This is a genomic window from Arthrobacter sp. NPDC056727 (assembly GCF_042790555.1).
Lineage (GTDB): Bacteria > Actinomycetota > Actinomycetes > Actinomycetales > Micrococcaceae > Arthrobacter.
Window position 1 is genome coordinate 174,373 of record NZ_JBHTZA010000007.1, and the last position, 24,542, is coordinate 198,914.

Annotated in this window: 29 protein-coding genes and 1 pseudogene; 13 read left to right on the plus strand and 17 right to left on the minus strand. The window is 66.8% G+C overall.

Annotated features, from left to right (window positions below; all coding sequences use genetic code 11):
- Positions 1-138 precede the first annotated feature (138 nt).
- Positions 139-690 carry a dihydrofolate reductase family protein gene (locus tag ACFRAH_RS09440; RefSeq protein ID WP_377990631.1) on the minus strand — a complete coding sequence of 184 codons (552 nt, stop codon included), beginning with the start codon at positions 688-690 and terminating at the stop codon, positions 139-141.
- Between the two features lie 95 nt (positions 691-785).
- The gene (locus ACFRAH_RS09445; RefSeq protein ID WP_377990632.1) at positions 786-1,208 is read right to left on the minus strand and encodes a DUF1801 domain-containing protein; all 423 of its coding nucleotides are present in this window, start codon (positions 1,206-1,208) and stop codon (positions 786-788) included.
- A 155-nt stretch (positions 1,209-1,363) separates the two neighbouring features.
- On the opposite strand from ACFRAH_RS09445, the gene ACFRAH_RS09450 reads away from it, so the two are divergent.
- Together ACFRAH_RS09450 and ACFRAH_RS09455 are read left to right on the plus strand one after the other, a co-directional pair.
- On the plus strand, positions 1,364-1,990 hold the full coding sequence (locus ACFRAH_RS09450; RefSeq protein WP_377990633.1) for an FMN reductase: 627 nt from the start codon (positions 1,364-1,366) through the stop codon (positions 1,988-1,990).
- Positions 1,991-2,027: 37 nt separating this feature from the next.
- A complete protein-coding gene (locus ACFRAH_RS09455) occupies positions 2,028-2,381 on the plus strand; it encodes a zf-TFIIB domain-containing protein (RefSeq protein WP_377990634.1) in 354 nt (117 codons plus the stop codon).
- Between the two features lie 56 nt (positions 2,382-2,437).
- Here the strand turns inward: ACFRAH_RS09455 and ACFRAH_RS09460 are convergent, their stop codons facing one another.
- The gene (locus ACFRAH_RS09460) at positions 2,438-3,004 is read right to left on the minus strand and encodes a hypothetical protein (protein WP_377990635.1); all 567 of its coding nucleotides are present in this window, start codon (positions 3,002-3,004) and stop codon (positions 2,438-2,440) included.
- Between the two features lie 2 nt (positions 3,005-3,006).
- Positions 3,007-3,483, minus strand: a complete 477-nt coding sequence (locus ACFRAH_RS09465; RefSeq protein ID WP_377990636.1) for a hypothetical protein — start codon at positions 3,481-3,483, stop codon at positions 3,007-3,009.
- Between the two features lie 716 nt (positions 3,484-4,199).
- On the opposite strand from ACFRAH_RS09465, the gene dnaB reads away from it, so the two are divergent.
- Positions 4,200-5,585 (plus strand): replicative DNA helicase, encoded by a 1,386-nt coding sequence (gene dnaB / locus ACFRAH_RS09470; RefSeq protein ID WP_377990637.1) that lies wholly within the window; start codon positions 4,200-4,202, stop codon positions 5,583-5,585.
- Here the strand turns inward: dnaB and ACFRAH_RS09475 are convergent.
- Positions 5,582-6,562 (minus strand): acyl-CoA thioesterase, encoded by a 981-nt coding sequence (locus ACFRAH_RS09475; RefSeq protein WP_377990638.1) that lies wholly within the window; start codon positions 6,560-6,562, stop codon positions 5,582-5,584. The genes dnaB and ACFRAH_RS09475 overlap by 4 nt on opposite strands.
- Positions 6,563-6,713: 151 nt before the next feature.
- Between ACFRAH_RS09475 and aztD the strand changes: the two genes are divergently transcribed.
- Positions 6,714-8,102 carry a zinc metallochaperone AztD gene (gene aztD / locus ACFRAH_RS09480; RefSeq protein ID WP_377990639.1) on the plus strand — a complete coding sequence of 463 codons (1,389 nt, stop codon included), beginning with the start codon at positions 6,714-6,716 and terminating at the stop codon, positions 8,100-8,102.
- 125 nt (positions 8,103-8,227) lie between these two features.
- On the opposite strand, the gene ACFRAH_RS09485 is transcribed toward aztD, so the two are convergent.
- Complete coding sequence (locus ACFRAH_RS09485) at positions 8,228-8,662, minus strand: DoxX family protein (RefSeq protein WP_377990640.1); 435 nt, start codon at positions 8,660-8,662, stop codon at positions 8,228-8,230.
- A 175-nt stretch (positions 8,663-8,837) separates the two neighbouring features.
- On the opposite strand from ACFRAH_RS09485, the gene ACFRAH_RS09490 reads away from it, so the two are divergent.
- From ACFRAH_RS09490 to ACFRAH_RS09500, 3 genes are all read left to right on the plus strand, one after another.
- Positions 8,838-10,187, plus strand: coding sequence for an MATE family efflux transporter (locus ACFRAH_RS09490; RefSeq protein ID WP_377990641.1), 1,350 nt, complete (start codon positions 8,838-8,840; stop codon positions 10,185-10,187).
- A 65-nt stretch (positions 10,188-10,252) separates the two neighbouring features.
- On the plus strand, positions 10,253-10,846 hold the full coding sequence (locus ACFRAH_RS09495) for a hypothetical protein (protein WP_377990642.1): 594 nt from the start codon (positions 10,253-10,255) through the stop codon (positions 10,844-10,846).
- A 102-nt stretch (positions 10,847-10,948) separates the two neighbouring features.
- Positions 10,949-11,344, plus strand: coding sequence for a hypothetical protein (locus tag ACFRAH_RS09500; protein WP_377990643.1), 396 nt, complete (start codon positions 10,949-10,951; stop codon positions 11,342-11,344).
- Between the two features lie 9 nt (positions 11,345-11,353).
- Here the strand turns inward: ACFRAH_RS09500 and ACFRAH_RS09505 are convergent, their stop codons facing one another.
- Positions 11,354-11,899 carry a CGNR zinc finger domain-containing protein gene (locus ACFRAH_RS09505; protein WP_377990644.1) on the minus strand — a complete coding sequence of 182 codons (546 nt, stop codon included), beginning with the start codon at positions 11,897-11,899 and terminating at the stop codon, positions 11,354-11,356.
- A gap of 122 nt (positions 11,900-12,021) precedes the next feature.
- Between ACFRAH_RS09505 and ACFRAH_RS09510 the strand changes: the two genes are divergently transcribed.
- Positions 12,022-13,041: a DMT family transporter gene (locus ACFRAH_RS09510; RefSeq protein ID WP_377990691.1), complete on the plus strand. Its 1,020-nt coding sequence runs from the start codon at positions 12,022-12,024 to the stop codon at positions 13,039-13,041.
- Between the two features lie 91 nt (positions 13,042-13,132).
- On the opposite strand, the gene ACFRAH_RS09515 is transcribed toward ACFRAH_RS09510, so the two are convergent.
- Entirely contained in the window at positions 13,133-13,396 is a 264-nt protein-coding gene (locus ACFRAH_RS09515; RefSeq protein WP_307098374.1) for a hypothetical protein, read from the minus strand.
- Between the two features lie 212 nt (positions 13,397-13,608).
- Between ACFRAH_RS09515 and ACFRAH_RS09520 the strand changes: the two genes are divergently transcribed.
- Complete coding sequence (locus ACFRAH_RS09520; protein WP_377990645.1) at positions 13,609-13,881, plus strand: DUF2277 domain-containing protein; 273 nt, start codon at positions 13,609-13,611, stop codon at positions 13,879-13,881.
- A 24-nt stretch (positions 13,882-13,905) separates the two neighbouring features.
- Here ACFRAH_RS09520 and ACFRAH_RS09525 read toward each other — a convergent pair whose 3' ends face one another.
- From ACFRAH_RS09525 to ACFRAH_RS09540, 4 genes are all read right to left on the minus strand, one after another.
- Complete coding sequence (locus ACFRAH_RS09525) at positions 13,906-16,296, minus strand: heavy metal translocating P-type ATPase (protein WP_377990646.1); 2,391 nt, start codon at positions 16,294-16,296, stop codon at positions 13,906-13,908.
- Between the two features lie 61 nt (positions 16,297-16,357).
- On the minus strand, positions 16,358-16,588 hold the full coding sequence (locus ACFRAH_RS09530; protein ID WP_377990647.1) for a heavy-metal-associated domain-containing protein: 231 nt from the start codon (positions 16,586-16,588) through the stop codon (positions 16,358-16,360).
- A gap of 60 nt (positions 16,589-16,648) precedes the next feature.
- On the minus strand, positions 16,649-17,008 hold the full coding sequence (locus tag ACFRAH_RS09535; RefSeq protein WP_377990648.1) for a metal-sensitive transcriptional regulator: 360 nt from the start codon (positions 17,006-17,008) through the stop codon (positions 16,649-16,651).
- 331 nt (positions 17,009-17,339) lie between these two features.
- Positions 17,340-17,846, minus strand: coding sequence for a universal stress protein (locus ACFRAH_RS09540; RefSeq protein WP_377990649.1), 507 nt, complete (start codon positions 17,844-17,846; stop codon positions 17,340-17,342).
- 177 nt (positions 17,847-18,023) lie between these two features.
- On the opposite strand from ACFRAH_RS09540, the gene ACFRAH_RS09545 reads away from it, so the two are divergent.
- The gene (locus ACFRAH_RS09545; RefSeq protein WP_377990650.1) at positions 18,024-18,224 is read left to right on the plus strand and encodes a hypothetical protein; all 201 of its coding nucleotides are present in this window, start codon (positions 18,024-18,026) and stop codon (positions 18,222-18,224) included.
- Positions 18,225-18,227: 3 nt separating this feature from the next.
- Here the strand turns inward: ACFRAH_RS09545 and ACFRAH_RS09550 are convergent.
- Positions 18,228-18,413, minus strand: a pseudogene (locus ACFRAH_RS09550) (DUF4113 domain-containing protein); the annotation flags it as partial.
- Between the two features lie 362 nt (positions 18,414-18,775).
- On the opposite strand from ACFRAH_RS09550, the gene ACFRAH_RS09555 reads away from it, so the two are divergent.
- From ACFRAH_RS09555 to ACFRAH_RS09565, 3 genes are all read left to right on the plus strand, one after another.
- The gene (locus ACFRAH_RS09555; protein ID WP_377990651.1) at positions 18,776-19,108 is read left to right on the plus strand and encodes a hypothetical protein; all 333 of its coding nucleotides are present in this window, start codon (positions 18,776-18,778) and stop codon (positions 19,106-19,108) included.
- Positions 19,109-19,198: 90 nt separating this feature from the next.
- Positions 19,199-20,329, plus strand: a complete 1,131-nt coding sequence (locus ACFRAH_RS09560; protein ID WP_377990652.1) for a WD40/YVTN/BNR-like repeat-containing protein — start codon at positions 19,199-19,201, stop codon at positions 20,327-20,329.
- A 9-nt stretch (positions 20,330-20,338) separates the two neighbouring features.
- Positions 20,339-20,626 (plus strand): MoaD/ThiS family protein, encoded by a 288-nt coding sequence (locus tag ACFRAH_RS09565; protein ID WP_377990653.1) that lies wholly within the window; start codon positions 20,339-20,341, stop codon positions 20,624-20,626.
- A gap of 5 nt (positions 20,627-20,631) precedes the next feature.
- On the opposite strand, the gene ACFRAH_RS09570 is transcribed toward ACFRAH_RS09565, so the two are convergent.
- From ACFRAH_RS09570 to ACFRAH_RS09585, 4 genes are all read right to left on the minus strand, one after another.
- Positions 20,632-20,868, minus strand: coding sequence for a hypothetical protein (locus ACFRAH_RS09570; RefSeq protein WP_306920070.1), 237 nt, complete (start codon positions 20,866-20,868; stop codon positions 20,632-20,634).
- A 193-nt stretch (positions 20,869-21,061) separates the two neighbouring features.
- Complete coding sequence (locus tag ACFRAH_RS09575; protein WP_377990654.1) at positions 21,062-21,916, minus strand: fumarylacetoacetate hydrolase family protein; 855 nt, start codon at positions 21,914-21,916, stop codon at positions 21,062-21,064.
- Positions 21,917-22,051: 135 nt separating this feature from the next.
- On the minus strand, positions 22,052-22,837 hold the full coding sequence (locus ACFRAH_RS09580) for a 2-keto-4-pentenoate hydratase (protein WP_377990655.1): 786 nt from the start codon (positions 22,835-22,837) through the stop codon (positions 22,052-22,054).
- 80 nt (positions 22,838-22,917) lie between these two features.
- On the minus strand, positions 22,918-24,501 hold the full coding sequence (locus ACFRAH_RS09585) for an aldehyde dehydrogenase (NADP(+)) (protein ID WP_377990656.1): 1,584 nt from the start codon (positions 24,499-24,501) through the stop codon (positions 22,918-22,920).
- Positions 24,502-24,542 lie beyond the last annotated feature (41 nt).

The window sequence follows — 24,542 nt, forward strand, 5'->3', positions numbered from 1 at the left end:
TTTTTATCCAACTCGCGTTAGGCGCTGTTATTTATCCGACCGGCCAACAGCGGGTACACCCCCCCGTCCTCACCTGCTCCCGGCCCCCGCGGGTCGGCTCCCCCGGGCACCCCCCTCGGCGGGGGCTTTGTCGTTGCCTCAGTCCTTGCGAACGCTGTAGGTGCTCACGACGTTGCCTTTGCTGGTCCGGTACTGGTCCTTCAGCACCAGCCTGGTCAGCGGGTCGCCGTCCTCGAAGAGCCGCCGCCCGCTGCCGGCCACCACAGGGTGGGTCATGAGTGTCAGCTCATCCAGAAGCCCGCCGAACAGCAGCTGCCGCGTTACCGAGATGCTGCCGCATACAGCGATCTCGCCGCCGTCGCGGGTCTTGAGGCCGGCGATGAACTCCTCCAGCGGTCCCTCGATCAGACGCGAGTTCTCCCATTCCAGGGGCTCCGACAGGGTTCGTGATGCGACGAACTTTTCCACCGGGTTGATGAAGGCCGCGAAGTCCTCGTCCCGGGAGGCGTTGGGCCAGTACCCCGCCCACTCCTGATAGCTGACCCGGCCCAGGACCACCGTGTCCACGGTGTTGATCATCCTGGTCAGACCCTTGCCCAGGTCCTCATCGAAGCTGTCGAACTGAAACTTGAACGGGTCCTGCACCACGCCGTCCACGGAGTGGAACAGTCCGGCAGTAACTTTGCGCATGCGTGCCTCCAATATCCGGTTGTCAGGCCTTACGGTATTTCGCGGCAGCGGCCCTGTGAAGACTCTGGCGCCCGGCTTCTTCTGACGTCCGCGGGCTACCGGCTGTCCAGGACTGTGGTTGCGTAGCGGTAGCCCAGGCTGATCAGCCCGGCCAGTACGGCTTCATCGACGTCGGCCAGCCTGGTGACGTAGAGGCACCCGGCCCCGGTCTTGTGCTTGCCGAGCCGTCCCAGCAGCGCGGCCGACTCCGGCGCGTTCGTCAGGCCGTACAGCGAGAGGCTGGCCTTGCGGGGAGAGAACCCCACGGCTGCGGTGTCCCCTTCCCGCCCGGTGGCGTACCTGTAGTGCACCCTGCCGAAGCCAACGATGGTGGGACCCCACATCTCCGGCTCCTGTCCTGTCAGCTCCGCCATGAGGACGCGCAGGCGCCGGCCGTCCTGCCGCCGGACCGGGTGGTCCACCGCCGCGATGAAGTCGTCCGCCGAAGCGCCTGTCACCTGGGTCTTGTTTTCCGCCATGGAAGGCATGCTACCGGCCGGGGCCGCGACACCCGGGGTCACAGGGACCGGGGCGGCAGCCCGGCCCGCAGCCCGCCGCCGGAATAAATACTGGTACGCTCAGGTTCAGCAGATAGATGCAAATGCATGTAGAGCCGCAATCAGAGGAGACCATCATGGAGACCCGCCGCATAACCGTCCTGTCCGCCGGCCTGGGGGTCCCGTCGTCGACCCGGCTTCTGGCCGACCAGCTGGCTGTCGCGGCCGCACAGAAATTGACTGCCGCCGGCTACGAGGTGGTCACCGATGTCGTGGAGCTCCGGGAACTGGCCGTGGACATCGCCAACAACTTCGTGACGGGGTTTGCCCCGCCCCGGCTGGCCGAGGTGATTGCCGGCGTGGAAGCCTCGGACGGGATCATCGCCGTCTCCCCCGTGTTCAGTGCCTCCTACAGCGGCCTGTTCAAGTCCTTCATTGACGTCCTCGACCCCAAGTCCCTGGACGGCAAGGCAGCCCTCCTGGGCGCCACCGGCGGAACGGACCGCCACCAGATGGTCCTCGACCACGCCATGCGCCCGCTGTTCAGCTACCTGCGCACGCGCACCACGTCCACGGCCGTCTTCGCCGGCCCCCAGGACTGGGGAAACACGGACGACGGCGGGACTCCCCTTTCGCTGCGGATCGAACGGGCCGCGTCGGAGTTCAGCCACCTCCTGGCAGGGGACCAGCCGGGCCGCAAGCCGGCTCCCCTGGAGTCATTGCCCTTCGAGCAGCTGCTGGCCGGCATCTCTGGCGGACAGTAAGCCGAACTAATCCCGGCTTCTGCTCGTTGTGCCGGGCATGAAATGTCCCATTGATTCTTTAGACCTGGTCATGAGCGAACGCAGCGGGGTGGAAATCGACTACTGCCCGCAATGCCGGGGTGTGTGGCTGGACCGCGGCGAGCTGGACAAGATCATCGACCGGGTCAACTCCGGGGCGCCCGCGGCGCCTCCCGCGCCGATGCCCCCGGCAGCACCCGCGCCCGGCATGGCACCGCCGCCGCTGTACCGTGAACCGCGGCGTGACTTCGAACCGCGCCGTGACCAGCCGCGCTACGACGACCGAAGCTATGGCAAGGGCTATGACCGGGACTACGACCGCCGCCGCCACAAGAAGAAAGAGGGCTGGCTGGGGGATCTGTTCGACTTCTAGCGGACGGCGGACGGCGAGGCGCTTGTCGGTCGGCCCCCTTGTCAGGCGTCCAGTTGTCAGTCGTCCAGCAGGGCGATGAATTCGCGGGCCTGCTTCATGGTGATGTCCGAGTGCCGGGTCAGCGCGGTGGCAGCTGCTTCGACATTGCCGCTCCTGGCGAGGGTGCGGATGCGGCCGTAGATCTCGTCATTGAGCATGTTGCTGCTGACCTCCCGGGTGACGTCGCCCTTGCTGGCAATGGCCCGGTACCGGTACGGGAACCGCTGCGGCGGCTCCTCGTCGTCCTCGGGCTGGCTGGGTTCCTGGGCCGGAGGGCGGAAAGGCTGGGGATGGGCCGCCAGCGCGGCCACCGCGTCCCGCGACGCGCGCAGGCCCAGCCCTGATACCTCGTAGTACAGCTTGATCGCCGCCATGGCCTGGCCCTGGGCAATGAGCGAGTACAGCCTCCGGTGTTCATCCTCGGACAGCTTGGCTGCGGCTTCCCTTGCGAGCTCTGCCGACTCTGCCGGCGGTTGGGAGGGCTCCTTAACAGTGCGCCGGCGCCGGCTCCACGCGCGCGCCGCGAGGGCCACGGCGACGGCAACGGCGATAAGGATCAGGAAGGGGATCAGGAGCGATTCCATGGTTACAGCCGATCTACAAATTGCTTGGCGGTCAAAAGGTCGGAATGGGTGGCCTGGCGCAGGAGCCTGACGGCCTGGAGCTTCTGACCGTTGCGCACCAATGCCTGCAGCTGCAGGGCCAGCTGCGGGTTCAACGTGGTTCCGGTCAGAACCGCCGCAAGGTCGGAGCGCTGTGAATTATCAGGATGGCGGCCGGGATCGCGACCCGGTTGGCCCGGTTGGCCGATGCCTGGCGGCCCGTGCTGCCGGATCTGCTGCCGGTTCTGGCTCGGCAGGGCCGCCGCCTCAATGCGTGCGCGGGCGGCCATGGCAGCCTGGACCTGGGCTGCGTAGTGGGCTTGGGAGCGCCGTGCCAGATCCTGCTGGTAGCGGTCAGCGTCGGACATTCCTCCGTCGCGCGGCTTCAGTGCCGTGGCGAAAGCCCAGAGGGCTGCGGCGAGGACAAGGGCAGGAACCAAAACCGTCAGAACGTCGCCCATACCTAGAGCTTAACGCCAGATCAGCGTTATCCACAGCATATGCCCGGCTACGCATGATAGGGCCCCGCGGTGGACCCTTGGCCGCGGTTGACGGAACGGAGTCGACCGGAAGGCATGCACGCTGCGGAAGATACGGACATATGCCGGTGAGCTGTATCACAAAGCGGGAATCCAGGGGCCAAAAACCCGCCCCAACGGTGGAATTACCGGCCGGTATCCCCAGCCGGCAGTTAAGGCTGTGGATGAAGGTTGGCGCGGAAATTTAATTTGTCCACAGCGAAATTCCGGTGTTTCCGCAGGTCAGAGGCCATATATGCCTCGAAGAAAATTTCTATCCACAGCTTCGCCCACAGGCTGTGCACAAGCAGCAGTATCTTGTGCACACGTTATCCACAGAGGTGCGGATCTGCCGGCTTTGTGAGTGGGCACCCGGGCGCTAACGTAGCGTCAGACACCCCATCCGGGTGCGTTTTCCCTTACGGCCTGAAGGCCGGAGCCTGCGGACAGCTGGACTCCGGGAGATTCGTGCTGCCCTGTGGAAAACCTGTGGATGAGGCGTCGCCCGGGTTCAACGGCCAGGACCAAAAAATGTCAGCGCCTGCTGATTTAGTTGCACTGGCGCGCGCGGCAGATTCAGCCGCGCGGCACCCACGGCACACAGCACACGCGCCGCAGTCCTCCTCCAGGGACTGCGGACACAATGGAGGACGGCAGCTTTGTCAGTTACGCACCTGGACTCAATCGAAGGTACCCGCGAATCCGAGAACAGCCGTAAGCCTCCGCAGGATATTCCCGCTGAGCAGTCCGTCCTGGGCGGCATGATGCTCTCCAAGGACGCGATTGCGGACGTGGTGGAAATCCTGCGCGGGCAGGACTTCTACCGCCCGGCCCACGAGACCATCTACGAGGCCGTCATCGACCTCTACGGCCGCGGAGAACCCGCGGACGCCGTCACCGTATCCGATGAGCTGACCAAGCGCGGCGAGATCAATCGGATCGGCGGTCCGGCATACCTGCACGAGCTCATCCAGACGGTGCCCACGGCTGCGAACGCTGGCTACTACGCCGAGATCGTGGCCGAGCGTGCCGTGCTCCGGCGGCTGGTCAATGCCGGCACCAAGATCGTGCAGCTCGGCTACGGCCAGGACGGCGAAGTGGAGGACCTGGTCAACCAGGCCCAGGCGGAGGTCTACGCCGTCGCCGAACGCCGCACTGCCGAGGACTACGTCGTCCTGAAGGACGTCATGGAGTCCACAGTTGATGAGATCGAGGCCTCCGGCCACCGTGGCGAGGGCATGGTGGGCGTTCCCACCGGTTTCTATGAGCTGGACGAACTGACCCACGGGCTGCACCCGGGCCAGATGATCGTCATTGCCGCCCGCCCTGCTGTGGGTAAGTCCACCTTCGCGCTGGACTTTGCCCGCTCGGCCGCCATCAAGAACAACCTCAGCACCGTCATGTTCTCCCTGGAAATGGGGCGCAACGAGATCGCCATGCGTCTGCTCTCGGCCGAGGCCACCATCGGCCTGCAGGATCTGCGCAAGGGCACCATCAAGGATGAGCAGTGGTCCAAGATCGCCACCACCATGGGACGCATGAATGACGCCCCGCTCTTCATCGATGACAGTCCCAACATGTCCCTCATGGAGATCCGGGCCAAGTGCCGCCGCCTCAAGCAGCAGCATGACCTCAAGCTCGTGATCCTTGACTACCTGCAGCTCATGAGCTCAGGCAAAAAGGTGGAGTCCCGCCAGCAGGAAGTCTCCGAGTTCTCGCGTGCGCTGAAGCTGCTCGCCAAGGAGCTCCAGGTTCCCGTCATCGCTCTGTCGCAGCTGAACCGTGGTTCTGAGCAGCGCCAGGACAAGCGGCCCATGGTCTCCGACCTCCGTGAGTCCGGGTCCATCGAGCAGGACGCAGACATGGTGATCCTGCTGCACCGCGAGGACGTGTACGACAAGGAATCCCCGCGCGCCGGTGAGGCGGACATCCTCGTGGCGAAGCACCGTAACGGCCCCACCAAGGACATCGTCGTTGCCTTCCAGGGGCACTACTCGCGGTTCGCCAACATGGCGGGGGATGCCGGAGGCGGCGGCGGCTTCTAAGCTGCGCCAGTCCCGGACGGCAGCAGGTGGTTGGGCAGCCTGTTGCCCGGGGCGGCTGCCCTGATTTCCAGGAGGTCCCGGGCGTGGGCGTGCAGACGCCTGTCCTCCTCGGACACCGGCGTCCACGGCGGGATGGGAACAGAAGTGCCCTCGGCGTCGCGGGCGACCATCACCGTGAGGCAATACGTGGTCAGGTTCAGCTCCCGGCCCTTGGGGTCGCCGGAGCGGACGTGTACGGCAATGTGCATGCCCTTGGTGCCCGTGTAGACCAGGCGGGCTTCAACCTCCACCACGTGGCCGATCAGCAGCGGCCGGTAGAAGCGCACTCCGCCGGAGAAGACAGCCACGGTATCCCGGCCGCAGTAGCGCGAGGCGCACACATACGCGGCCTCGTCGATCCATTTCATGACGATGCCCCCGTGGACTTTACCGCCCCAGTTCACGTCGGTGGGCGCCGCCATGAACCGGAGGACGACGCGCTCGGCGGTTCCGGCGTCGGTATATTCCTGGGCGCTCATGGCTTCGACGATCTGCTCGCGGATCCTGATCCGCGCCAGGGCGTGGTCCCGCTGTTCCAGTTGCTCCGGCGTCGCGGGTTCGAACTGCGTGACCGGGACGGGTTTTCCATCCTCGCCGACAGCCACGAAGATCACCATGCACTGGCTGCGCATGGTGGCCGGGCCTCCCTTGGGGTCCCCGGAGGAAACCACTGTCCGGATATGCATTGAGGAGCGGCCCGTGTAGACGATGGTGGCCGTGACCTCCACCATGTCGCCGCTGTTGACCGGATCTGCGAAGTGGATGTTCCCCACATAGGCGGTGACGCAGTAGGACTTGGCCCAACCGACGGCGGCCGCATAGGCCGCCTTGTCCACCCACTCCAGCACGGTACCGGCGTCAACGGATCCGCTGTGGCCCACGTCCATGGGGGCGGCAAGGAAGCGGAGGGTTACAGAATTGGCGGCAGTCTCGCTCATGCCCGCAGTTTACTGAGCGCAGTCCTTCGGGCCGATCCGGGCCTTCACAAACACGTTCATAGGCGCCATAACGCCGGCGGCGCGGGCACCCTTCGTCCATTAGGGGGCGGGAGTGGCAATCGCGCTAACGATAATGATTATCATTAGTTACATGTTTACGAGACCATTCACACCTCCTGTCCCGATCACCGCCCGCCGGCGCGGCCGCTCAATGGATCCAAGGGCCAAGCCGTTCGTAAGGCCAGTCGCGGCGCCGTTGGCTGCGGCCTGTGGTGCCGCCCTGTTGCTGTCAGGCTGCGCCGCCGGTCCCGGGCAGAGTGCGGCCGGGAGTTCCAGCACGTCCCGGGAGGCCGAAGCCGCCGAGGCCAGGGAGCTCCGCGCCCCGAAGACCCGCCTGGTCTACACCTACGCCGGCGGTGTGGGAGTGCTCGACGCCGCAACCCTGGAACCGGAGGGGGACATTGCGCTGGACGGGTACAAGCGCATTAGCCCGGCCGGGGACGCCCGCCATGTCCTGGTGGCGGCGGGCGATTCGTTCAAGGTCCTCGATGCCGGCGTTTGGACCGAGCGGCACGGCGACCATGGCCATTCATATGCCGGCCGGCCTGCGCTGACGGATCACGCATTCGAAGCCAGCAAGCCCGGCCATGTGGTGAGGCATGCCGGGAGGACTGTCCTGTTCAGTGACGGGTCAGGCAAGGTGGAGACATTTGAGTCAGCGGCCCTCGGCGGGCTGGCGGACGGCGGCCTTCCGGAAACGGCCACCTACACCGCACCCAGGGCCCACCATGGCGTGGCCCTGGAACTGGAGGACGGCAAACTGCTGGTGACCGCCGGCGACGAGAAGGCCCGCAACAACGTGGTCCTCCTGGCTCCGGCCGCGGCTCCGGCCGCCTCTTCCGGGGCGCCGGGTTCCGGCGGCGGGGGCCAAAACCGCCGGGAGATCCTGCGGAGCCAGGACTGCCCCGGGGTCCACGGCGAGGCGGTGGCCGGGGAGAACACTGTCATCTTCGGATGTGAGGACGGGATGCTGGTCTTCAAGGACGGCGAATTCGCCAAAATCCCCAGTCCTGACGCCTACGGCCGGATGGGCAACCAGGCCGGATCCCCGGCGTCGCCCGTGGTGCTGGGGGACTACAAGGTGGACCGGGATGCGGCCCTGGAGCGGCCCACTCGGATCTCGCTGGTAAACACCGGCACCAACTCCCTGAAGCTGGTGGAACTCGGGACCAGCTATTCCTTCCGGTCGCTGGGGCGGGGGCCTGCCGGTGAGGCGCTGGTGCTCGGCACGGACGGCGCCCTGCATGTCCTCAACCCCCTGACGGGCGCGACCGTGTCCACGATTCCCGTCGTGCAGGCCTGGCGGGAGCCCGAAGCCTGGCAGGACCCCCGGCCAACCCTGTACGTCCAGGGCAGCACCGCCTACGTGTCCGAACCGGCGGCGCGGAAGCTCCACGCCGTGGACCTGAAGGCGGGCAAGGTGGTCCGCACGGCAACCCTGCCTCACACACCCGATGAACTGACCGGCGTCACCGGCTGAGCAAGCCCAACTAGCAGGCCGCCAACTCAACGGAAGAAAAACAAATGACGGCGGATGCCCGCCGGACGCCAAGCGCCGGGCGGGCATCCGCCGTCGTAATTTACACGCAGGCAGTCCCGTGAGACTTACGCGAGGACCTTGAGCTTGGAGTTGCCGCGGCCGAACAGGGCGGCGTCCGCCGAGATGCGGCCGGCGCCGGCCAGGGTGATGGCTGCTGCCCCGGCTGCCAGCAGGAGGACCAGCTCGTACCCGCCGTTACCGACGAAGACCCCGGCCGAGGCGTGGACCAGGAAGAAGGCGCCGAGCATGTCCAGCGCGAGCAGGGCGGCGAAGACGCGGGTCAGCACGCCGAGGATGAGGGCGATTCCGCCAGCAAGTTCCAGCGTGGCGACCACCGGGGCGGCGAGCTCGGCGGCCGGAACCCCCATCTTGGTGAAGGCTGCCTGCGTGCCGGCGATTGTGAACTCGTTGAACTTCTGCCAGCCATGAGCGGCGAAGAGGAATCCCGCGATCACCCGCAGGATGGTCAGGGCTGTGGTGGTAAGGGTGGACTGGTTCATGGAGATTCTCACCGTTCAGGTCGATTGGGGGTTGTCTCTTGTGGGCACGCGGTCCGGAGCGTGCCGGATAAAGCTTCCTCATCCACTGTCCCGAAGTTTTGTTGAAGTGTCAACTAATGTGTCGCGGTTCTCTTTCCCGCTCCGGCCGTTGCCGGCGGGACGCTAGGCTGAATCCGTGCCCCAATCGCCTTCCGCCGTCTCCCTCCCAAAGCCCGACAGTCACGGCCGTGAAATCCTCCGGCTCGCAGTTCCGGCCTTTGGTGCGCTGATCGCCGAGCCGCTCTTCCTGCTCGCCGACTCGGCCATTGTGGGGCACCTCGGCGTTGCCCAGCTGGCCGGCGTCGGGCTGGCCTCGGCGGTGCTGCATACCGCCGTGGGGCTAATGGTATTCCTTGCCTACTCCACCACCCCCGCCGTGGCGCGGGCGGTGGGGGACGGGCAGCTGGGCAGGGCACTGGCCGCCGGTCGCGACGGCGTCTGGCTGGCCCTGCTGCTGGGGACCGCGCTGGCGCTGGCAGGGTTCCTCGCGGCCGAGCCGCTGATCGGGCTCATGGGACCGGGACCCGAGGTGCGCGCCTTCGCCGTCGACTACCTGCGCTGGTCCATGCCCGGGCTGGTCGCCATGCTGCTGATCTTCGCCGGCACGGGCGTGCTGAGGGGGCTGCAGGACACCCGGACGCCACTGGTGGTGGCCACCGCGGGATTCTCGCTGAACATCGTGCTGAACCTGCTGCTGGTTTACGGGTTCGGGCTGTCTGTTGTCGGGTCTGCGGTGGGAACCAGCATCGCGCAGTGGGCCATGGCCGCGGTGTATCTGGTGATGGTGCAGCGCAATGCCCGTCATCACGGCGTCAGCCTGCTGCCCGACTGGCACGGGATCCACGCCATGACCAAGGTGGGCTCCTGGCTCATGCTGCGGACCCTCAGCCTGCGCATCGCCATCATGGCCACGGTGCTCGTGGTCACGGCCCAGGGTGCCGTGAACCTTGCCGCCCACCAGCTGGCCATGACGGTCTTCACCTTCCTGGCCTTTGCGCTGGACGCCCTGGCTATTGCTGCGCAGGCTCTGATCGGGAAGGAGCTCGGTGCCTCCAATGCAGGCAAGGCACGGGTCCTGACCCGGACCATGATCCGCTGGGGCACCGGTTTCGGTGTGGCCACCGGCGTGCTGCTCGCCGTGGCGGCCCCATTCACGGGGGCCCTCTTCACGTCCGACGCCGGCGTCCAGTCAGTGCTGACGGCGGCACTGTGGGTGCTGGCCGCAGGCCAGCCCCTGGCCGGGTACGTGTTCGTCCTGGACGGCGTGCTGATCGGCGCCGGCGACGCGAAGTATCTGGCGATTGCCGGCGTCGTAAATCTGGCGGTGTACCTTCCGCTGTTGCTGGCGGTGCCGCTGGCCGGGGCCGACGGCGCGGCGGCGCTGGTTTGGGTGTGGGCGGCCTTTTCGCTGGGCTACATGTGCGCCCGGGCCGTGACGCTGGGCCTGCGGGCCAGGACGGACCGCTGGATGGTGCTCGGCTCATAGCCGCGCGTTCCCGCTTGCCCGGCCGGGGGATTCGCCGGCACAGGTGTGCACACTAAACTGGAGCCGTGACTTCCCCCGTGAACCCTGCTGAATCCGACGCGCCTTCCCCCTCGGCGGAGCTGTGGAAACCCGCCCTGCTGCGGGCTGCCGCCGCGCTGGTGTTCGGTGCCGTGACCGTGTTCTGGGCGGCTCCATCCGTGGTCGGTATGTCACTGGCCGGCGGCGCGTATCTGCTGGCCACCGGCCTGATCCTGCTGTGGGGCATTCCCCTGACCGGCTTCCTGCGGGACTCGCCGGCAGGACGCATTATGTCCGCCGCGGGGGCTGCCCTGACCGGCGCCGGAGTGGCCCTGCTGTTCCTGCAGGGCAGCCTGGTGTTCGCGGTGCTTGCCGCCCTGGGCCTGGCCGTGGCCGCGGTGGCCGAGCTGTACCTGGGCATCCGGTTCCGCGGGCGGCATGTCCTGGCCCGCGACTGGCTGGCCTCCGGAGTCGTCGGGCTGGGGACGGCGGGCACCCTGCCGTTCTTTGTTGCGCTCGGCCCGCATGCGCTGCTGGGGGTTGCCGGCGGCGGGGCGATCATTTCGGGAGTGCTCTGGGTCCTGGCCGGCCTCTCACTCCGGCACGATGCGCGGGCGGCTGCGTCAAAGGCCGTAAACTAGTACCAGGGGTTCTACTCGTTGTAGAACAAACGGGGCCCTTCAGGAACAGCACACAGCACAGCGGACAGGCCGCATCGCGCCGCCCGCACGGGAGGAATCACCTTGGCACACCAGAAACCAGGAGAACCGCGCAATCTGCGGACCTCGGTGAAGGGACCCCTGATGTTCTCCGCCTTTTGGGCTGTGGTGGCGTTCTTCGCAGTGCTGATCTTCGCCTCCGGCGGCAGCGCCCGGTCGCCGCGGTTCGACCTTGCCTTCACCGGCGCCGGCATCGCCTTCATCGTTACCCTCGTCATCGCCGCGATGCTGTCCATGAGCTACAAGGACAACGCCGCCCACCTGGGCAAGGGCTCCGGCGTGAACCTGAGCTCGGCCCGCAAGCCCTCGCAGGGTCACGGGGGCCACGGCAGTCCGGGAACCCAGAGCCGCCCTGACGCTCCGGGTGCTCCCGGCACGACGGACGCCGGTGATTCCGGGCCCGACGGCGGAAACTCCTAACGCCCGCCCCTACTCTCCGCTCGCGCGGCGGGCCCGGTAAGCGGCCACATGGGCCCGGTTGGCGCAGTTTCCGGTGTCGCAGTACCTCTTGGACCGGTTGCGGCTGAGGTCCAGTACGGCCGCGTCGCAGTCTTCGGCCGCGCACACCAGCATGCGGTCCATTTCCTTGCTGCGGATCACGTCCACCAGTGCCATCGCGGCCTCGGTGCCCATCCGGTCCGCCAGGGGTGCATCGCGGGTGGTGGCGTGAAGATGCCAGTCCCACTGGTCGTGCTTGAGCAGTTGGGGCAGTGCGTGGGCCTCCCTCAGGAGCCGGTTCACGCCGGCTACGGCAGTGTCCTCATCGGCCGTCCACAGCCTGGCCAGTTCGGTGCGCAGCGCATGGACGCTTGCCAGCTCGGCAGCATCGTGCGCGCGGAAACCGCTGAATCCCTCCTGCTGCAGGAACTCATCCAGGTCCTTTACCGTCGGCAGGTTCTCCTCGCCGTTGGCAGCCGAATTGATGAGGTTCACCACAAAGCGCAGTGAGAGCTCCGTGTCAGGGGCAAAGACCATCTTGACTCCTTACAGTGCGGGGGCGTAGTGTCAGGACCAATACCCCACTTTACTCCTGACGGGAGGCATCCGTGCCCGTATCGAACAGCCGCGCCACCGCGACGCAGACCTCCTCCCTCCCGGTGCGGGCCAACACCACGGCCACTGCCAAAGTCGCTGCCAAGCCCTCCGGCTTCCTGGCGTCAGGACTGGGTATCGCCCTGTTTTCCTCGGCGATCTTCGGGCTTTCGGGCTCCTTCGCCAAGGCGCTGCTGGAAAGCGGCTGGACGCCCGGGGCGGCCGTCACGGCCAGGCTGACTGGCGCCGCGCTCATCCTCGCGGTCCCCGCTGTTCCGGCACTGCGGGGCCGGTGGCACCAGCTCCGGTCGAACTGGCTGACGATTGTCCTGTTCGGCCTGATCGGCGTCGCCGGCTGCCAGCTGTTCTACTTCAACGCCGTGGCCCGGTTGTCCGTCGGCGTGGCACTGCTGCTGGAATACCTCGGCCCGGTGCTGATCGTGCTGTGGCTGTGGGCCGCCAGCCGGAAGCGGCCACGCGGCCTCACCATCGCAGGGACGCTGCTGTCCCTGGGCGGCCTGGTGCTCGTCCTGGACCTGACCGGTTCCGTGAAGGTGGACGCAGTCGGTGTGCTCTGGGGCCTCGCCGCGGCTGTCTGCCTGGCCATCTACTTCTTCCTCACGGCCAAGGAGAATGACACGCTGCCGCCGATCGTCCTCGCCTCGGGCGGGCTCCTGGTGGGGGCCGCGGTCATGTGGCTGACGGCGGCCACCGGCCTCCTGCCCATGGCGATGAGCACTGCGGACACCAGGCTCGGCCCCTGGACCACGCCGTGGTGGGTTCCGCTGGCTGGCCTGGTGGTGCTCGCCACCGTACTGGCTTACGTCTCCGGGATCGTGGCTGCGCGCGCGCTCGGCACCAAGGTGGCATCGTTCGTGTCCCTCACCGAGGTCCTGTTTGCAGTGATCTGGGCCTGGCTGCTGCTGGCCGAACTGCCTGGTGCCATCCAGCTCGCGGGCGGAATGCTGATCGTCGGCGGGGTGCTGTGCGTCCGGCTGGATGAGCTCCGGGGAACCAAAGCCGGGGACCAGGCCGCGGTGGCCCGCCCGCTCGCCCATGCGAACGACGTCGAGCCCGTCCCCTAAGTTTTCCGCGGCGGTCCGCTTGCATGGCGGACCGCTTAAATACCGGAGGACCGGACGCCTGCTGCGTCCGGTCCTCCGGTGCGTTCCCGGCTTAGCGGGAGGCTTCCTCCTGCTGGGATGCGTTGCGGCTGGCCTGCTTGCCGGCCTCGTCCAGCGCCTGTGCCACCTTGGCCAGGGCCGCGGCGTGCTGGCCGTGCCATTCGCTGCGGAACTTGTCGGCGTCCGGGCCCTTCCAGTCGGTGCCCTCGAGCACCTTGGTCAGCAGGGACTTCTGCTTTTCGATTTCGTTCGACCCAGCCTGAAGCTTGGTGCCCAGGTTCTTGAGCTGGGCAATGTCTGCACCCCAAATAGCCATTCGATATCTCCTCTAATCAACGGACCCGATCCATTCGGCATCCCCAGCGGCCTCCGGCTCGTCCGGAAGATCCATTGCCTAAAAACTATCCTCCGCCCCGAAAGGGTGTCGATGGGCAGCGCTCCCCATGGAGTCCTCCCCATGTCACGCGCCCCGCCCGAACCGGGTCTGGAAGGGTCGATCCTCGGCGTTCCAGAGCCTAGCATGGGGGTATGTGCCGGAATATCCGTACCCTCCACAACTTCGAACCGCATGCGACGTCGGAGGAGATCCACGCCGCCGCGCTGCAGTACGTGCGCAAAATCAGCGGCAGCACCAAGCCTTCGAAGGCCAATGAGGAGGCATTCGAGTGGGCGGTGCACGAGATAGCGCACGTCACCCAGCACCTGCTCGAATCCCTCGTGACGCACGCACCGGCCAGAGACCGGGACGAGGAAGCAGCCAAGGCGAAGGCCCGGGCGGCCGTGCGCTTCGGGACGGCCTAACGGCCGGCACTACCCGGTCCGGTACTACCTGCCGAAGCGGCGCAGCCTGAGCGAGTTGGCCACCACCAGCACCGAACTCGCCGCCATTGCCACACCGGCGACCATCGGATTGAGCAGGCCGAGCGCCGCCACCGGAATGCCCACAGCGTTGTAGAAGAAGGCCCAGAAAAGGTTGGTCTTGATGGTGGCCAGCGTGCGGCGCGACAGCTCGATCGCGGTGGCCACCTGCCCCAGGTCGTTGCCCATCACGGTCAGGTCGGCAGCTTCGATCGCCACGTCCGTGCCGGAACCCATCGCGATGCCGAGATCGGCCTGCGCCAGGGCGGCAGCGTCGTTCACACCGTCGCCTGCCATGGCCACCGTCGCACCGCCGGCCTGCAGCCGCCGGACGGCTTCGACCTTGCCTTCGGGCAGGACGCCGGCAAAGACATCGTCCGGGGCGATCCCGACGGCGGCAGCCACACGGTGTGCAACCGCGGCGTTGTCGCCCGTGAGCAGCATTGGCCGCAGGCCCAGAGCCTTCAGGCGCGCAACGGCCGCCTCCGATCCAGTCTTGACGGTGTCCCTCAGCTCGATGATGCCGGCGGCCTCGCCGTCCATGGCCACCCAGATGGCCGTGGCGCCCGACTCTTCCGCATCGCGGAGCACCTGGCCCTGCTCCGGCGTGATCCGGACTCCGTTCTCCACCAGCCATCCGCTCCGCCCGGCGACCACGAGCCGGCCGTCAACGGTTCCCACCACTCCGCCGCCAGGGGCGGAACGGAAGCCGACGACGGCGGGAAGGCCGGCGTCGTCGTCAGTTCCACTTCCGCTGTGGCTGCTGGTCGCGCGCAGGCCTGCGACCGGCACCTCGGACCTTGCAGCTGCTGCGATCGCTTCTGCGATCGGATGCTCGGACGCTGACTCGACCGCCCCGGCGAAGCGCAGGACATCCGGCCCGCTGAACGGGGCAAAAGCCGCCACGGCATCGACGGAGAGTTGCCCGCTGGTAACGGTTCCGGTCTTGTCCAGCAGGATGGTGTCCACCGTGCGCGTGTCCTCCAGGACCTGCGGGCCCTTGATGAGGATGCCCAGCTGCGCGCCACGCCCCGTCCCGGTCAGGAGGCCGACGGGGGTTGCGAGCCCCAAAGCGCAGGGGCATGCGATGACCAGCACGGCCACGGCTGCGGTGAAGGCCGAGCGGAGTTCCGGCCCCGTTATGTCCGGCCCGGCGGCAAGCAGCCATCCGCCGAACGTGAGGGCGGCGATGACCAGGACCACCGGCACGAACACCGCGCTGATGCGGTCAGCCAGCCGGGCGATCGGCGCTTTTCCGGTCTGCGCCTGGGTCACGAGCCTGCCCATCTGGGCCAGTGTGGTTTCAGCCCCGACGCGCGTGGCCCGGACCAGCAGCCGGCCGGACGTGTTGATGGTGGCACCGGTGACATGACTGCCCGGGCCGACGTCCACCGGAATTGATTCGCCGGTGACCAGCGAAGCATCCACGGCCGAGATGCCGTCAGCCACAACGCCGTCGGTGGCGATCTTCTCACCGGGGCGGACAATGACGAGGTCCCCCACGGCCAGCTGGCTTGCCGGAATCTTCACCTCGGTGCCGTTTTCCAGGATGGAGGCATCCTTGGCGCCCAGGTCCAGAAGGGCGCGGAGGGCGTCCCCGGCCTTCGATTTGGCGTTCGCTTCGAGGTACCTGCCCAGCAGAAGGAAGGTGGTGACCACGCTGGCCACCTCGAAATACAGGCCGCCGGAACCTGCACCGCCCATCTGTTCCATGCCGGGCATCTGTTCCATGCCGGGGTGCTCGGTCAGGCGGGGGTCGGCGAGGAGCTGCCAGGCGGAAAACAGATAGGCCGCGATGACGCCGAGGGACACCAAAGTGTCCATGGTGGAGGCGAAGTGGCGCGCGTTGATTGCGGCCGCCCGATGGAACGGCCAGGCCGCCCAGCTGACAACCGGCAGCGCCAGGGCGCCCACCACCCAGCCCCAGTTGGGGAACTGGAAGGCAGGGAACATCGAAATCAGGAACACCGGCACGGCCAGGACCGCCGCCACGAGCAGCCGCGGCTTGAGCTCCGCCGCTTTGCCGCCATGACTCATGTGGTCTTCGTGCTCCGCCGCAGCGTGCCCGGTGTACTCCGCCTCCTGGCCGGTTGGCTCTTCCGGTTCTTCGTAAGCCGGCTTTCTGATCCTTGCCCTGTAGCCGGCTGAGGCCACCTGGTCGGTGATCTGCTGGTCCGTGATGCCCTCGGGAACGGTCACGTGGGCCGTTTCCAGGGGAAGGTTGACCGTGGCCTGGACGCCGTCGAGCTTGGCGAGCTTCTTTTCCACCCGGTTCACGCACGAAGCGCAGGTCATGCCCTCGACGTCGAGTTCGATCACCCGGCTGGCGTTGCCTGCGGGAGGGTGTTCGGTGCCCATGGCCGGTCCTTGTCTGGTCGTGCTGATTGTTCTGGTGCTGTTCAGTGCAGCCGGAGGCGGCCTACGCCTCGTTGGCCACCACCAGGTAGCCCGCCTCGGCCACCGCTTCGCCGATTTCCGAAGGTGAAAGCTTCTCGGTGGATGTGATGGTGACCGTGGAAATGCCACCCGCGTTGAGGTCGATCTCGATCTCCTCGACGCCGGCGAGTGCTTCGAGTTCCTCGCTGACGGCCGACACGCAGTGACCGCAGGTCATACCGGAGACGTTGACTTTGGTGGAGATGGTGCTCATTGCTGGCTCCTCGTTGGTGCGCTGGCCGGGGTGGCCAGCCGGGTGGTTGGTGGTGTGCCGCTAGCGCAGCAGGCGCCCGATGGCGCCCGCCGCCTCCTTGACCTTAATGTCGATGGCTTCAGCCCGCAGGTCCGGGTCAGGTTCGGCGGCCGCTCCGACAACGCAGTGGCCGATGTGCTCTTCCACGAGACCCAGACTGACGGCGTGCAGGGCCTTGGTCACGGCTGCGACCTGCGTCAGGATGTCGATGCAGTATTTGTCCTCCTCGACCATCCGGGCGATTCCGCGGACCTGGCCCTCGATCCGCCGGAGCCGGCGCAGGTACGCATCCTTATCCCCTGTGTAGCCATGCTGCTGCGCGGATTCAGCGATCGCTTCATCGCTGGGTGGTGTTGGCGCCCGTCCTTCGGAAGTCTCCATGGCCCAAAACTATACCCCTAGGGGGTATCCGTCAAGGAGGATGCGGGCATCCGGTGTTCCCGCGGAAAGGGCTGCCGGAACGGAAGGATTCGGCGCTGGGAGGTTGTCCCGTAGCCCGGTTTCGGGCGGCCGGCCCGGTTTTCGGGCAACAAAAAGCTCCGGAGCGCGTTATTGGGGGATACGCACTCCGGAGCAGTCTTTGGGCGGCCTTTGGATCGGCCTGCCTGACCCAGCTTACTTGCCGGTAGCCAGGTTGGCCACCGCCTCGAATAACTACTTTCGCTTTACTTTCCTGCGCCGGTTCCTGAGTCGACGGCGGGGCAGCCACCGGCTACTCCGCCGTGTCCTGATGCGCTGCCATCCGGAACGGGACCACCAGCACTGGCCGGCTCTGGTGGTGGGTGAGCCAAGCCGCCACGGAACCATTCAAAAGCTCGGTCAGGCGGTGCCCGAAACCACGTTCCGGCGTGCCCACAATGATCATTGGAGCATTGACCTCGGACGCCAGCCTGCCCAGGGCCCGGGCGGGGTCACCGGCCAGCGTGCGCAGGGTCCATGCCAGTCCGCCATTCTGGACGGCCGACGTGATGGCCGACTTTAGTTCCGTCGTTACGGAGCGGATATCGTCGTCGTCCCTGTCCGGATGGAGGGAGAGGCGGTGTGCGGAGCGCGCGGGATCCCATTCCACGAGATAGCTTGCCTCGTCCACGTAGGCGCAAAGCAGCGGGGCGGAAAGCTTCTGGGCGAGGTTGACGGCGGTCTTGAGGACCTCCGGATGCTGCCCTGGAACCATCCCCACAAGGAGGGGAGGCGGGCCGCTGAAATGCTCTGCATCCATACCCAATTGTCTGCCCGCGGCGTCACGAAATACCAGAGCAACCCATGGCTTTCGCCCAGCTCAGGGACCATTTGCAAGCCTCGGGACGGTTGTGGCGCGGTGTTGAAGAGTGCCGGTTTTACCCTTGAATCCCGGGCCCGGCGAGCCTAGCGTGGAGACGTAGAAAGGCGGCGTCCCATGCAGATTCACATGTGGTGGCTTGATCTGGACCTGAAAAGCAAGGAGTGGCTTCGCGAGAACCTGCGGGCCGGTGATGTTCCGCAGTTCGTGATGCAGGGGATTGCCGCGGCGGGAGGTCCGCACCCTGACACCCCGCAGGCGGTCCTGACCGAAGCGGAGTGGGATTTCATCGAGACGCAGTCTGAATTCGTGGACTGAGGATCAGGCCGCGCGCACCACCGGCAGCTCATCCCAGTGCGTGGTGTAGCGCGGGGACCGCATTCCCCGCTTCATGCTCCAGTCCGGGCCGCTCCTCAAGCCCGCGAACCCGAGCCCGATGCTGCCCCTGCCGTACTTCCGGCTGATCCCCTCCACCAGCGGGCCGATGCCCCGGTCCTCATGCGGGTTGCTGGGTAAGTCCTCGCAGATCGGCGAGGGTGACAGGAAGCGGATCGACAAGACCATCCAGTTCACCGGCAAAGTCTCCGTGAAGCTCTATGAAAAGGACACCGAAGGTGACGACGACCTGGGACAGCAGGTCCTCGAACCCGGCAGCAAGAGCGGGATCATGGAGTTCGCGAAAGACGGTGCCAGGTACCGTCTGAGCTACAAACTGGCGGGAGTCCCCGCCCCTGAAATGATGCCTCCTGCCGCGTGCTGGCCAGGACGACGCGGTTGTGTTCATCACACGTCCGCCGTGCCGTCCCCGGTGCAATGAGTCTGCGTCGCATACTGGACTCATGGGGAAGCAAGGCGCAGGAGGATCAGTGGTGGAAACCTTGAAAAGGGTGGTGCGGAACGAGTACTTTCCGGCAGCGGCCGTGCTGACGCTGGTGGTGCTTTTCTGGGTTGCCGGCCTGTTCGGCGGCCTGTCCCTGCTGAGCCGGAGCCAGCCACCGATCGCCACGCTGACCTGGCTCCTCTTTGTCTATGCCGCCGCCGTCCTCACGCCTCTGGCCGGAATCCTTGCGGCCGCCGACCTGCTCCGCCGGTGGTGGCGAAACCGCCGTGCCGCGAAATCCGGCACCGCCAAGGACGGGCCTGCCAAGAATGGCACTGCCAGGGACGGTACCGCCAAAGACGGCGCGGGGATCGGGTCCTAGGACCGCCAGCGGCAGCCGGGCAAGGCGGATCCAGACGGGCGAAACCCGTGGCCGCCAAAACCATTGCACCCCCTCGGCCGGAGTGGTTGCATGGGGTGCATGACTGCCCCTGAGAGTTTCGTCTTAGCAATCGGGACCAAAAAAGGCCTTTGGCTGGCCACCAGCCAGGACCGGAAGCAGTGGTCCCTGTCCGGCCCGCATTTCCTGATGAGCGAGATACCGAGCATCGGCATCGATACTCGGAACGGCCGCACGCGCATCATGGTGGGGGTGAGGTCCGAGCACTGGGGACCCACAGTTGCCCATTCGGATGACCTCGGTGCCAGCTGGACCGAGCCCGAACAGGGGGCCATCAAGTTCCCCGAGGGCACGGACGCCGCCGTTGAACGGATCTGGCAGATCTACCCCGACGCCGACTCCCGCCCGGGGGTGGTCTGGGCCGGTGCGGAGCCGATTTCGGTGTGGAAATCGACGGACGGCGGTGAACACTTCGAGCTGAACCGTGGTCTGTGGGACCACCCGCACCGCAGCGAGTGGGGTGCCGGCTATGGCGGCGCGGCCGCCCACTCGATCGTGGTCAATCCCTCCGGCGACAACGTGCATGTTGCCATGAGCACGGGGGGCGTGTACCGCTCGCTCGACGGCGGGACGTCCTGGGAGCCGCGGAACAAAGGCATCTCCGCCTACTTCATGCCCGATCCCAACCCGGAATTCGGCCAGTGCGTGCATAAGATTGCGGCGGATGCCGCCGTCGAAGGCCGCCTTTACGCGCAGAACCACCACGGCGTGTACCGCACCGATGACAATGCCGAGAACTGGGAGTCAATAGCGGAGGGCCTGCCGGCCGATTTCGGCTTCGTCATGCTGACGCACCCGAGGCGGGCCGGCACCGCTTGGGTTGTCCCCCTGAAGGCCGACGGCGAACGCATCCCGCCGGACGGAAAACTCGCCGTGCACCGCACGGACGACGCCGGGGGAACCTGGAAGCGCCTGGATTCCGGGCTGCCGCAGTCAGAGTTCAATGCCGTGCTCCGTGATGCGGCCAGCGTGGATTCCGCTGAACCCGCCGGGGTGTACTTCGGAACGCGCGGGGGAGCGGTGTACGCCAGCGCCGACGAAGGTGAAACCTTTGCCGAAGTGGCCTCCCACCTGCCGGACGTGCTGTGCGTCCGGGCCGCCGTCGTGGCGGGTGCCCCCGTAACAGCGGAGGCCTCCGCATGAGGTTGTGCAGTGGCTGAGATCAGCGTTGTCCTTCCCAGTGTCCTCCAGCCCCTCGCCGGCGGGCAGTCCATACTGACTACACCCGCCGACGCGGCGGTGACTGTGGGCAGATTGCTGGATTCCGTGACCGGGGGATACCCGGTGCTTGCCAGGCGGCTGCGGGACGAAACGGGTGCGCTCCGCCGCTACGTGAATATTTACGTGAACGGTGAGGAGGTCCGGCGTCTTCGGGGCCTGGAAACGGAAGTTTCTGCCGGCCAGGAGGTGCTGATTATTCAGTCCGTGGCTGGCGGCTAGCTGGCTCAGGCGACGCGCCAAACGCTGCACTCGTCCGTATTGATGGCCTTGCGCATGCCGGTGTGGTGATCCATGATCCACACGACGCCGATGCCCGGGGCTGTCTCCTGGACGCTGCCGCGGCGGATGATGACGTCGTCATAGCTTGGGCCCACCGACAGGCGGGCCTCGATCTCGTCGCCGCGATGCAGCTGGTCCAGGGCACGGACCCGGGTGATGTGGGGTTTGGCTTCCTTCAACATGGCGTGGCCTCCTGAGCTGGAGCTGGTGCCTGCAATTGCCGGCACATCCAGTGTGGCGGGGCAATGTTGCGTAGGCGTTTCCTGCCCGTTAGCGCCCGGTTAGTTTCCGGCGCCGAAGCGGTTTCCGCGTGCCGTCAGCGGTCCAGAGGCACCTGTATGGCCAGCCGGGGAGCCCGTGACGGGGTCTGTAAACCTAGGAGGAAGCCTGCATCCTGTGCCGCATTTCGCCGACGCCGAGCATGTAGGTGACGAGTTCGTCGCCGTCGGCGAGGAAGCGCTGGGGCGTGCGGCCGACTCCAACTCCGGGAGGCGTGCCCGTGAAGATGAGGTCTCCGGGGAACAGCTGGGTGACTTTGGACAGGCGGGCGATGATCTCGGAAACCGGGAAGACCATGTCCGAGGTGTTGCCCTTCTGGACCTGTTCGCCGTTGATGGAGCAGCCCAGTTCGACGCTGTCCGGGTCCTCGAATTCGTCGGGGGTGACCAGCAGCGGACCGGCAGGCCCGAACCCGGGGAAGGACTTGGCGAGGCTGTACTGCGGCGCCGGCCCGGCCGCCTGCATGGTCCGTTCGGACAGGTCCTGGCCGACGGTGATTCCGGCGACGTGGTCCCACGCCTTGTCCGCCGGGATGTTCGCGCCGCCGCGGCCGATGACAGCTACGAGCTCGACCTCCCAGTCCACGGTCCCCGGCGGGAGGGTGACGGTTCCGTACGGTCCGGCGAGGGAGCTGGAAAACTTGGTGAAAACGGTGAGGTCCTCGGGCACGGCAAGCGAGGCTTCGGCGGCGTGGGCGGCGTAGTTGAGCCCGATCGCGAACACCTGCCGCGGCCGGGGCGCCGGGTTGCCGAAGTCCTCAAGCGGAATATCGGCCAGGGGCTTTCCCGGCGTGGCTTCGAACGGGCGGGCAAGCCCGAGAAGCTCATCCCAGCGTTCGTAGCAGTCCTGGGCCGAAGGACTGAAACGGCCGCCCGTCGCCTGCGAGAGGTCGACGACTTCATTCTTCGGCGTGACGAGTGTCAGCCGGTTCGCGATGTTGGCCAGGCGCACCGTTTGTCCTTTGGTTGGCGTGTGTTCTTTGGATGGATTGCTCGGTTGGGTCAGTTTGCGCCGGTGTGCCCGGCCAGTTCGTGGACATGGGCCGGGCACACCGGACTGGTACTTTGGCCCGCGGGCCGTGTTTGGCTAGAGCGCTACATCGAATTCGATCGTGCCCCAGCCTTCGAAGGTCCCCGACCAGCGGCCGGCCCCGTTCATGGGGACCGCCTGCAGGCAGCTGCCGGGCAGGATGACCTGGCCGGGTTCGAACTCGACGCCGTAGTCCGCGAGGCGGTTGACGAGCCAGGCGACGGCGGCGATCGGGTTGCCGAGGATGTTGCCGGTGGTGCCGGAGATGACCTCCCGGTCGTTGAACCGCAGCACCCCACGTGTGTCCCGCAGGTTCATCTCGGTGAGACGCCGCGGGGTGCCGCCGAGAAGAATGGCCCCGGTGGAACCGTTGTCAGCCAGCGTGTCCGGAAGTCCGATCGCCCAGTTCTTGACCCGGGAGTCGATGATTTCGATGGCCGGCAGTGCGTAGTCAATGGCGTTGATGACATCGGCAACGGTGGTATTCTTGCCGCCGAGGTGGCCCCGCAGGACGAACGCGGGCTCGAGTTCCACGAAGGGCTCGATGAACGCGCTCCGCTGCAGGGTGGTTCCCTCATAGGCGAAGGTGCTGGCCAGCAGGTGACCGTAGTCCGGCTGGTCGAGGCCGAAGGCGTCCTGCATGACCTTGGCGATGTTGCCGAGCTTGTAGCCCACCAGGCGGTCGCCGTTTTCGACGGCGTGGCTGACGTTGATCTTCTGCACCTCGAACGCGGCATCCGCGTCGAGGGACGGCCAGGTCTCGGTGGGCGCCGCGATCGGTTCGCCTTGCAGCCGTGCGGTGCGGAGGGTGTCCGCGATGTCTTCGATGGTGATGGTGGGCATGTGGTGTTCCGTTCGATTGGTTCTCCGGCCCCGGACGGTGTCTGTTGCGGGAGCCTGTCCGGGGCCGGAAGTATGGAAATTTAGAGGGCCTGTTCGGGCTTGCCGTCTACCAGGCGGTTGACGTTCCAGGGGTTGGCGTCCTGCAGTGGTGCCGGCCGCAGCTGCTCGGGGAAGTTCTGGTAGGCGACCGGACGCAGGAACCGGTTGATCGCCAGCGTGCCCACCGAGGTGGTCTTGGAATCGGAGGTCGCCGGGTAGGGGCCGCCGTGGACCACTGCGTGGCCGACTTCCACGCCGGTGGGCCAGCCGTTGATGACGATCCTGCCGACCTTGCGTTCCAGCGTCGGAATGAGGGGTGCCGCGCTCGGGTAGTCGTCCTCGGTGACGTGCAGCGAGGCGGTGAGCTGTCCCTCAAGCTTGCCGGTGGCCTCGATCAGGTCTTCGGCTCCCTTGTACCGGACCACCAGAGACGCGGCGCCGAAGATTTCCTCGTGCAGGACCGGGTTGTTGACGAAGACGTCCAGGTCCGCGGTGAACACCGCCGGGGCCGGGGAATTTTCGCCGTGGCCCTCCGTGCCCCGGCCGATCAGTTCGACGCCGGCAGCTGCCTCGAGCGCGTCGTGGCCGTGCTGCCAGGCAGTGGCGATCCCGCCGCTGAGCATGGTCTGGCCGGACAGCTCGCTGATGGCTTCCGTGATGGCCGCGGTGAAGCGGTTCCCGGCGTCACCTTCCGGAACGAAAACGAGTCCGGGTGAGGTGCAGAGCTGTCCGGAGCTGCCTGTGACAGAGGCGACGTACTGCCGCGCGAGCGTCTGGACGTCACCTTCCAGCGCGCCCGGGAAAACGTAGACGGGGTTGATGGAGGACATTTCGGCGTAAACCGGGATCGGTTCAGGGCGTGTGGCGGCAGTGCGCATGAGTGCCGTTCCGCCGGCCCGGGAGCCGGTGAAGCCCACGGCCTTGATGGCCGGATCGGCCACGAGTGCCTGGCCGATGCTGGCGCCGGAGCCGTACACGAGGGAGAAGACGCCGGGGTGCAGGCCAAAGTCGCGGACGGCCTTGGTGATGGCCTGGCCCACGAGTTCGGCGGCGCCCGGGTGGGCATTGTGTGCCTTGACCACCACGGGGCAACCCGCGGCGAAGGCCGAGGCCGTGTCTCCGCCGGCGACGGAGAAGGCGAGCGGGAAGTTGCTCGCGCCGAACACGGCCACGGGTCCCAGCGGGATCTGCCGCTGCCGGATGTCGGCACGGGGCAGGGGAGCGCGGCCGGGCAGTGCGGGGTCGATGCGGACGCCGCGGAAGTCGCCGTGGCGGACGACGTCCGCGAAGAGCCGCAGCTGGCCGGTGGTGCGGGCGCGCTCCCCGCGCAGGCGGTCCAGGCCAAGCCCGGTTTCGACGGCGGTCCGTTCGGTCAGCTCGTCGCCGAGGGCCTCAATGTTGTCGGCGATCGCTTCCAGGAACCGGGCGTGCTGTCCGGGCTCGAGGGTGCTGAAGGAGTCGAAGGCATCGGCGGCCGCAGCGGTGGCCGTCTTGAGCTGCTGCTCGCTGATCAGGGTGTAGGCAGGTTCCAGCTGTTCGTTCGTGGCGGGGTTGAAGCCGTACGCTGTGCCGCTGGTGCCGGCAGTGGCCCCGCCGGCGATGAGGGAGTGTCCGTGAAGTGTCATTTGTGGCGCCTCCTGGGGCTGTTGGAATCAGAAGTGTGTGG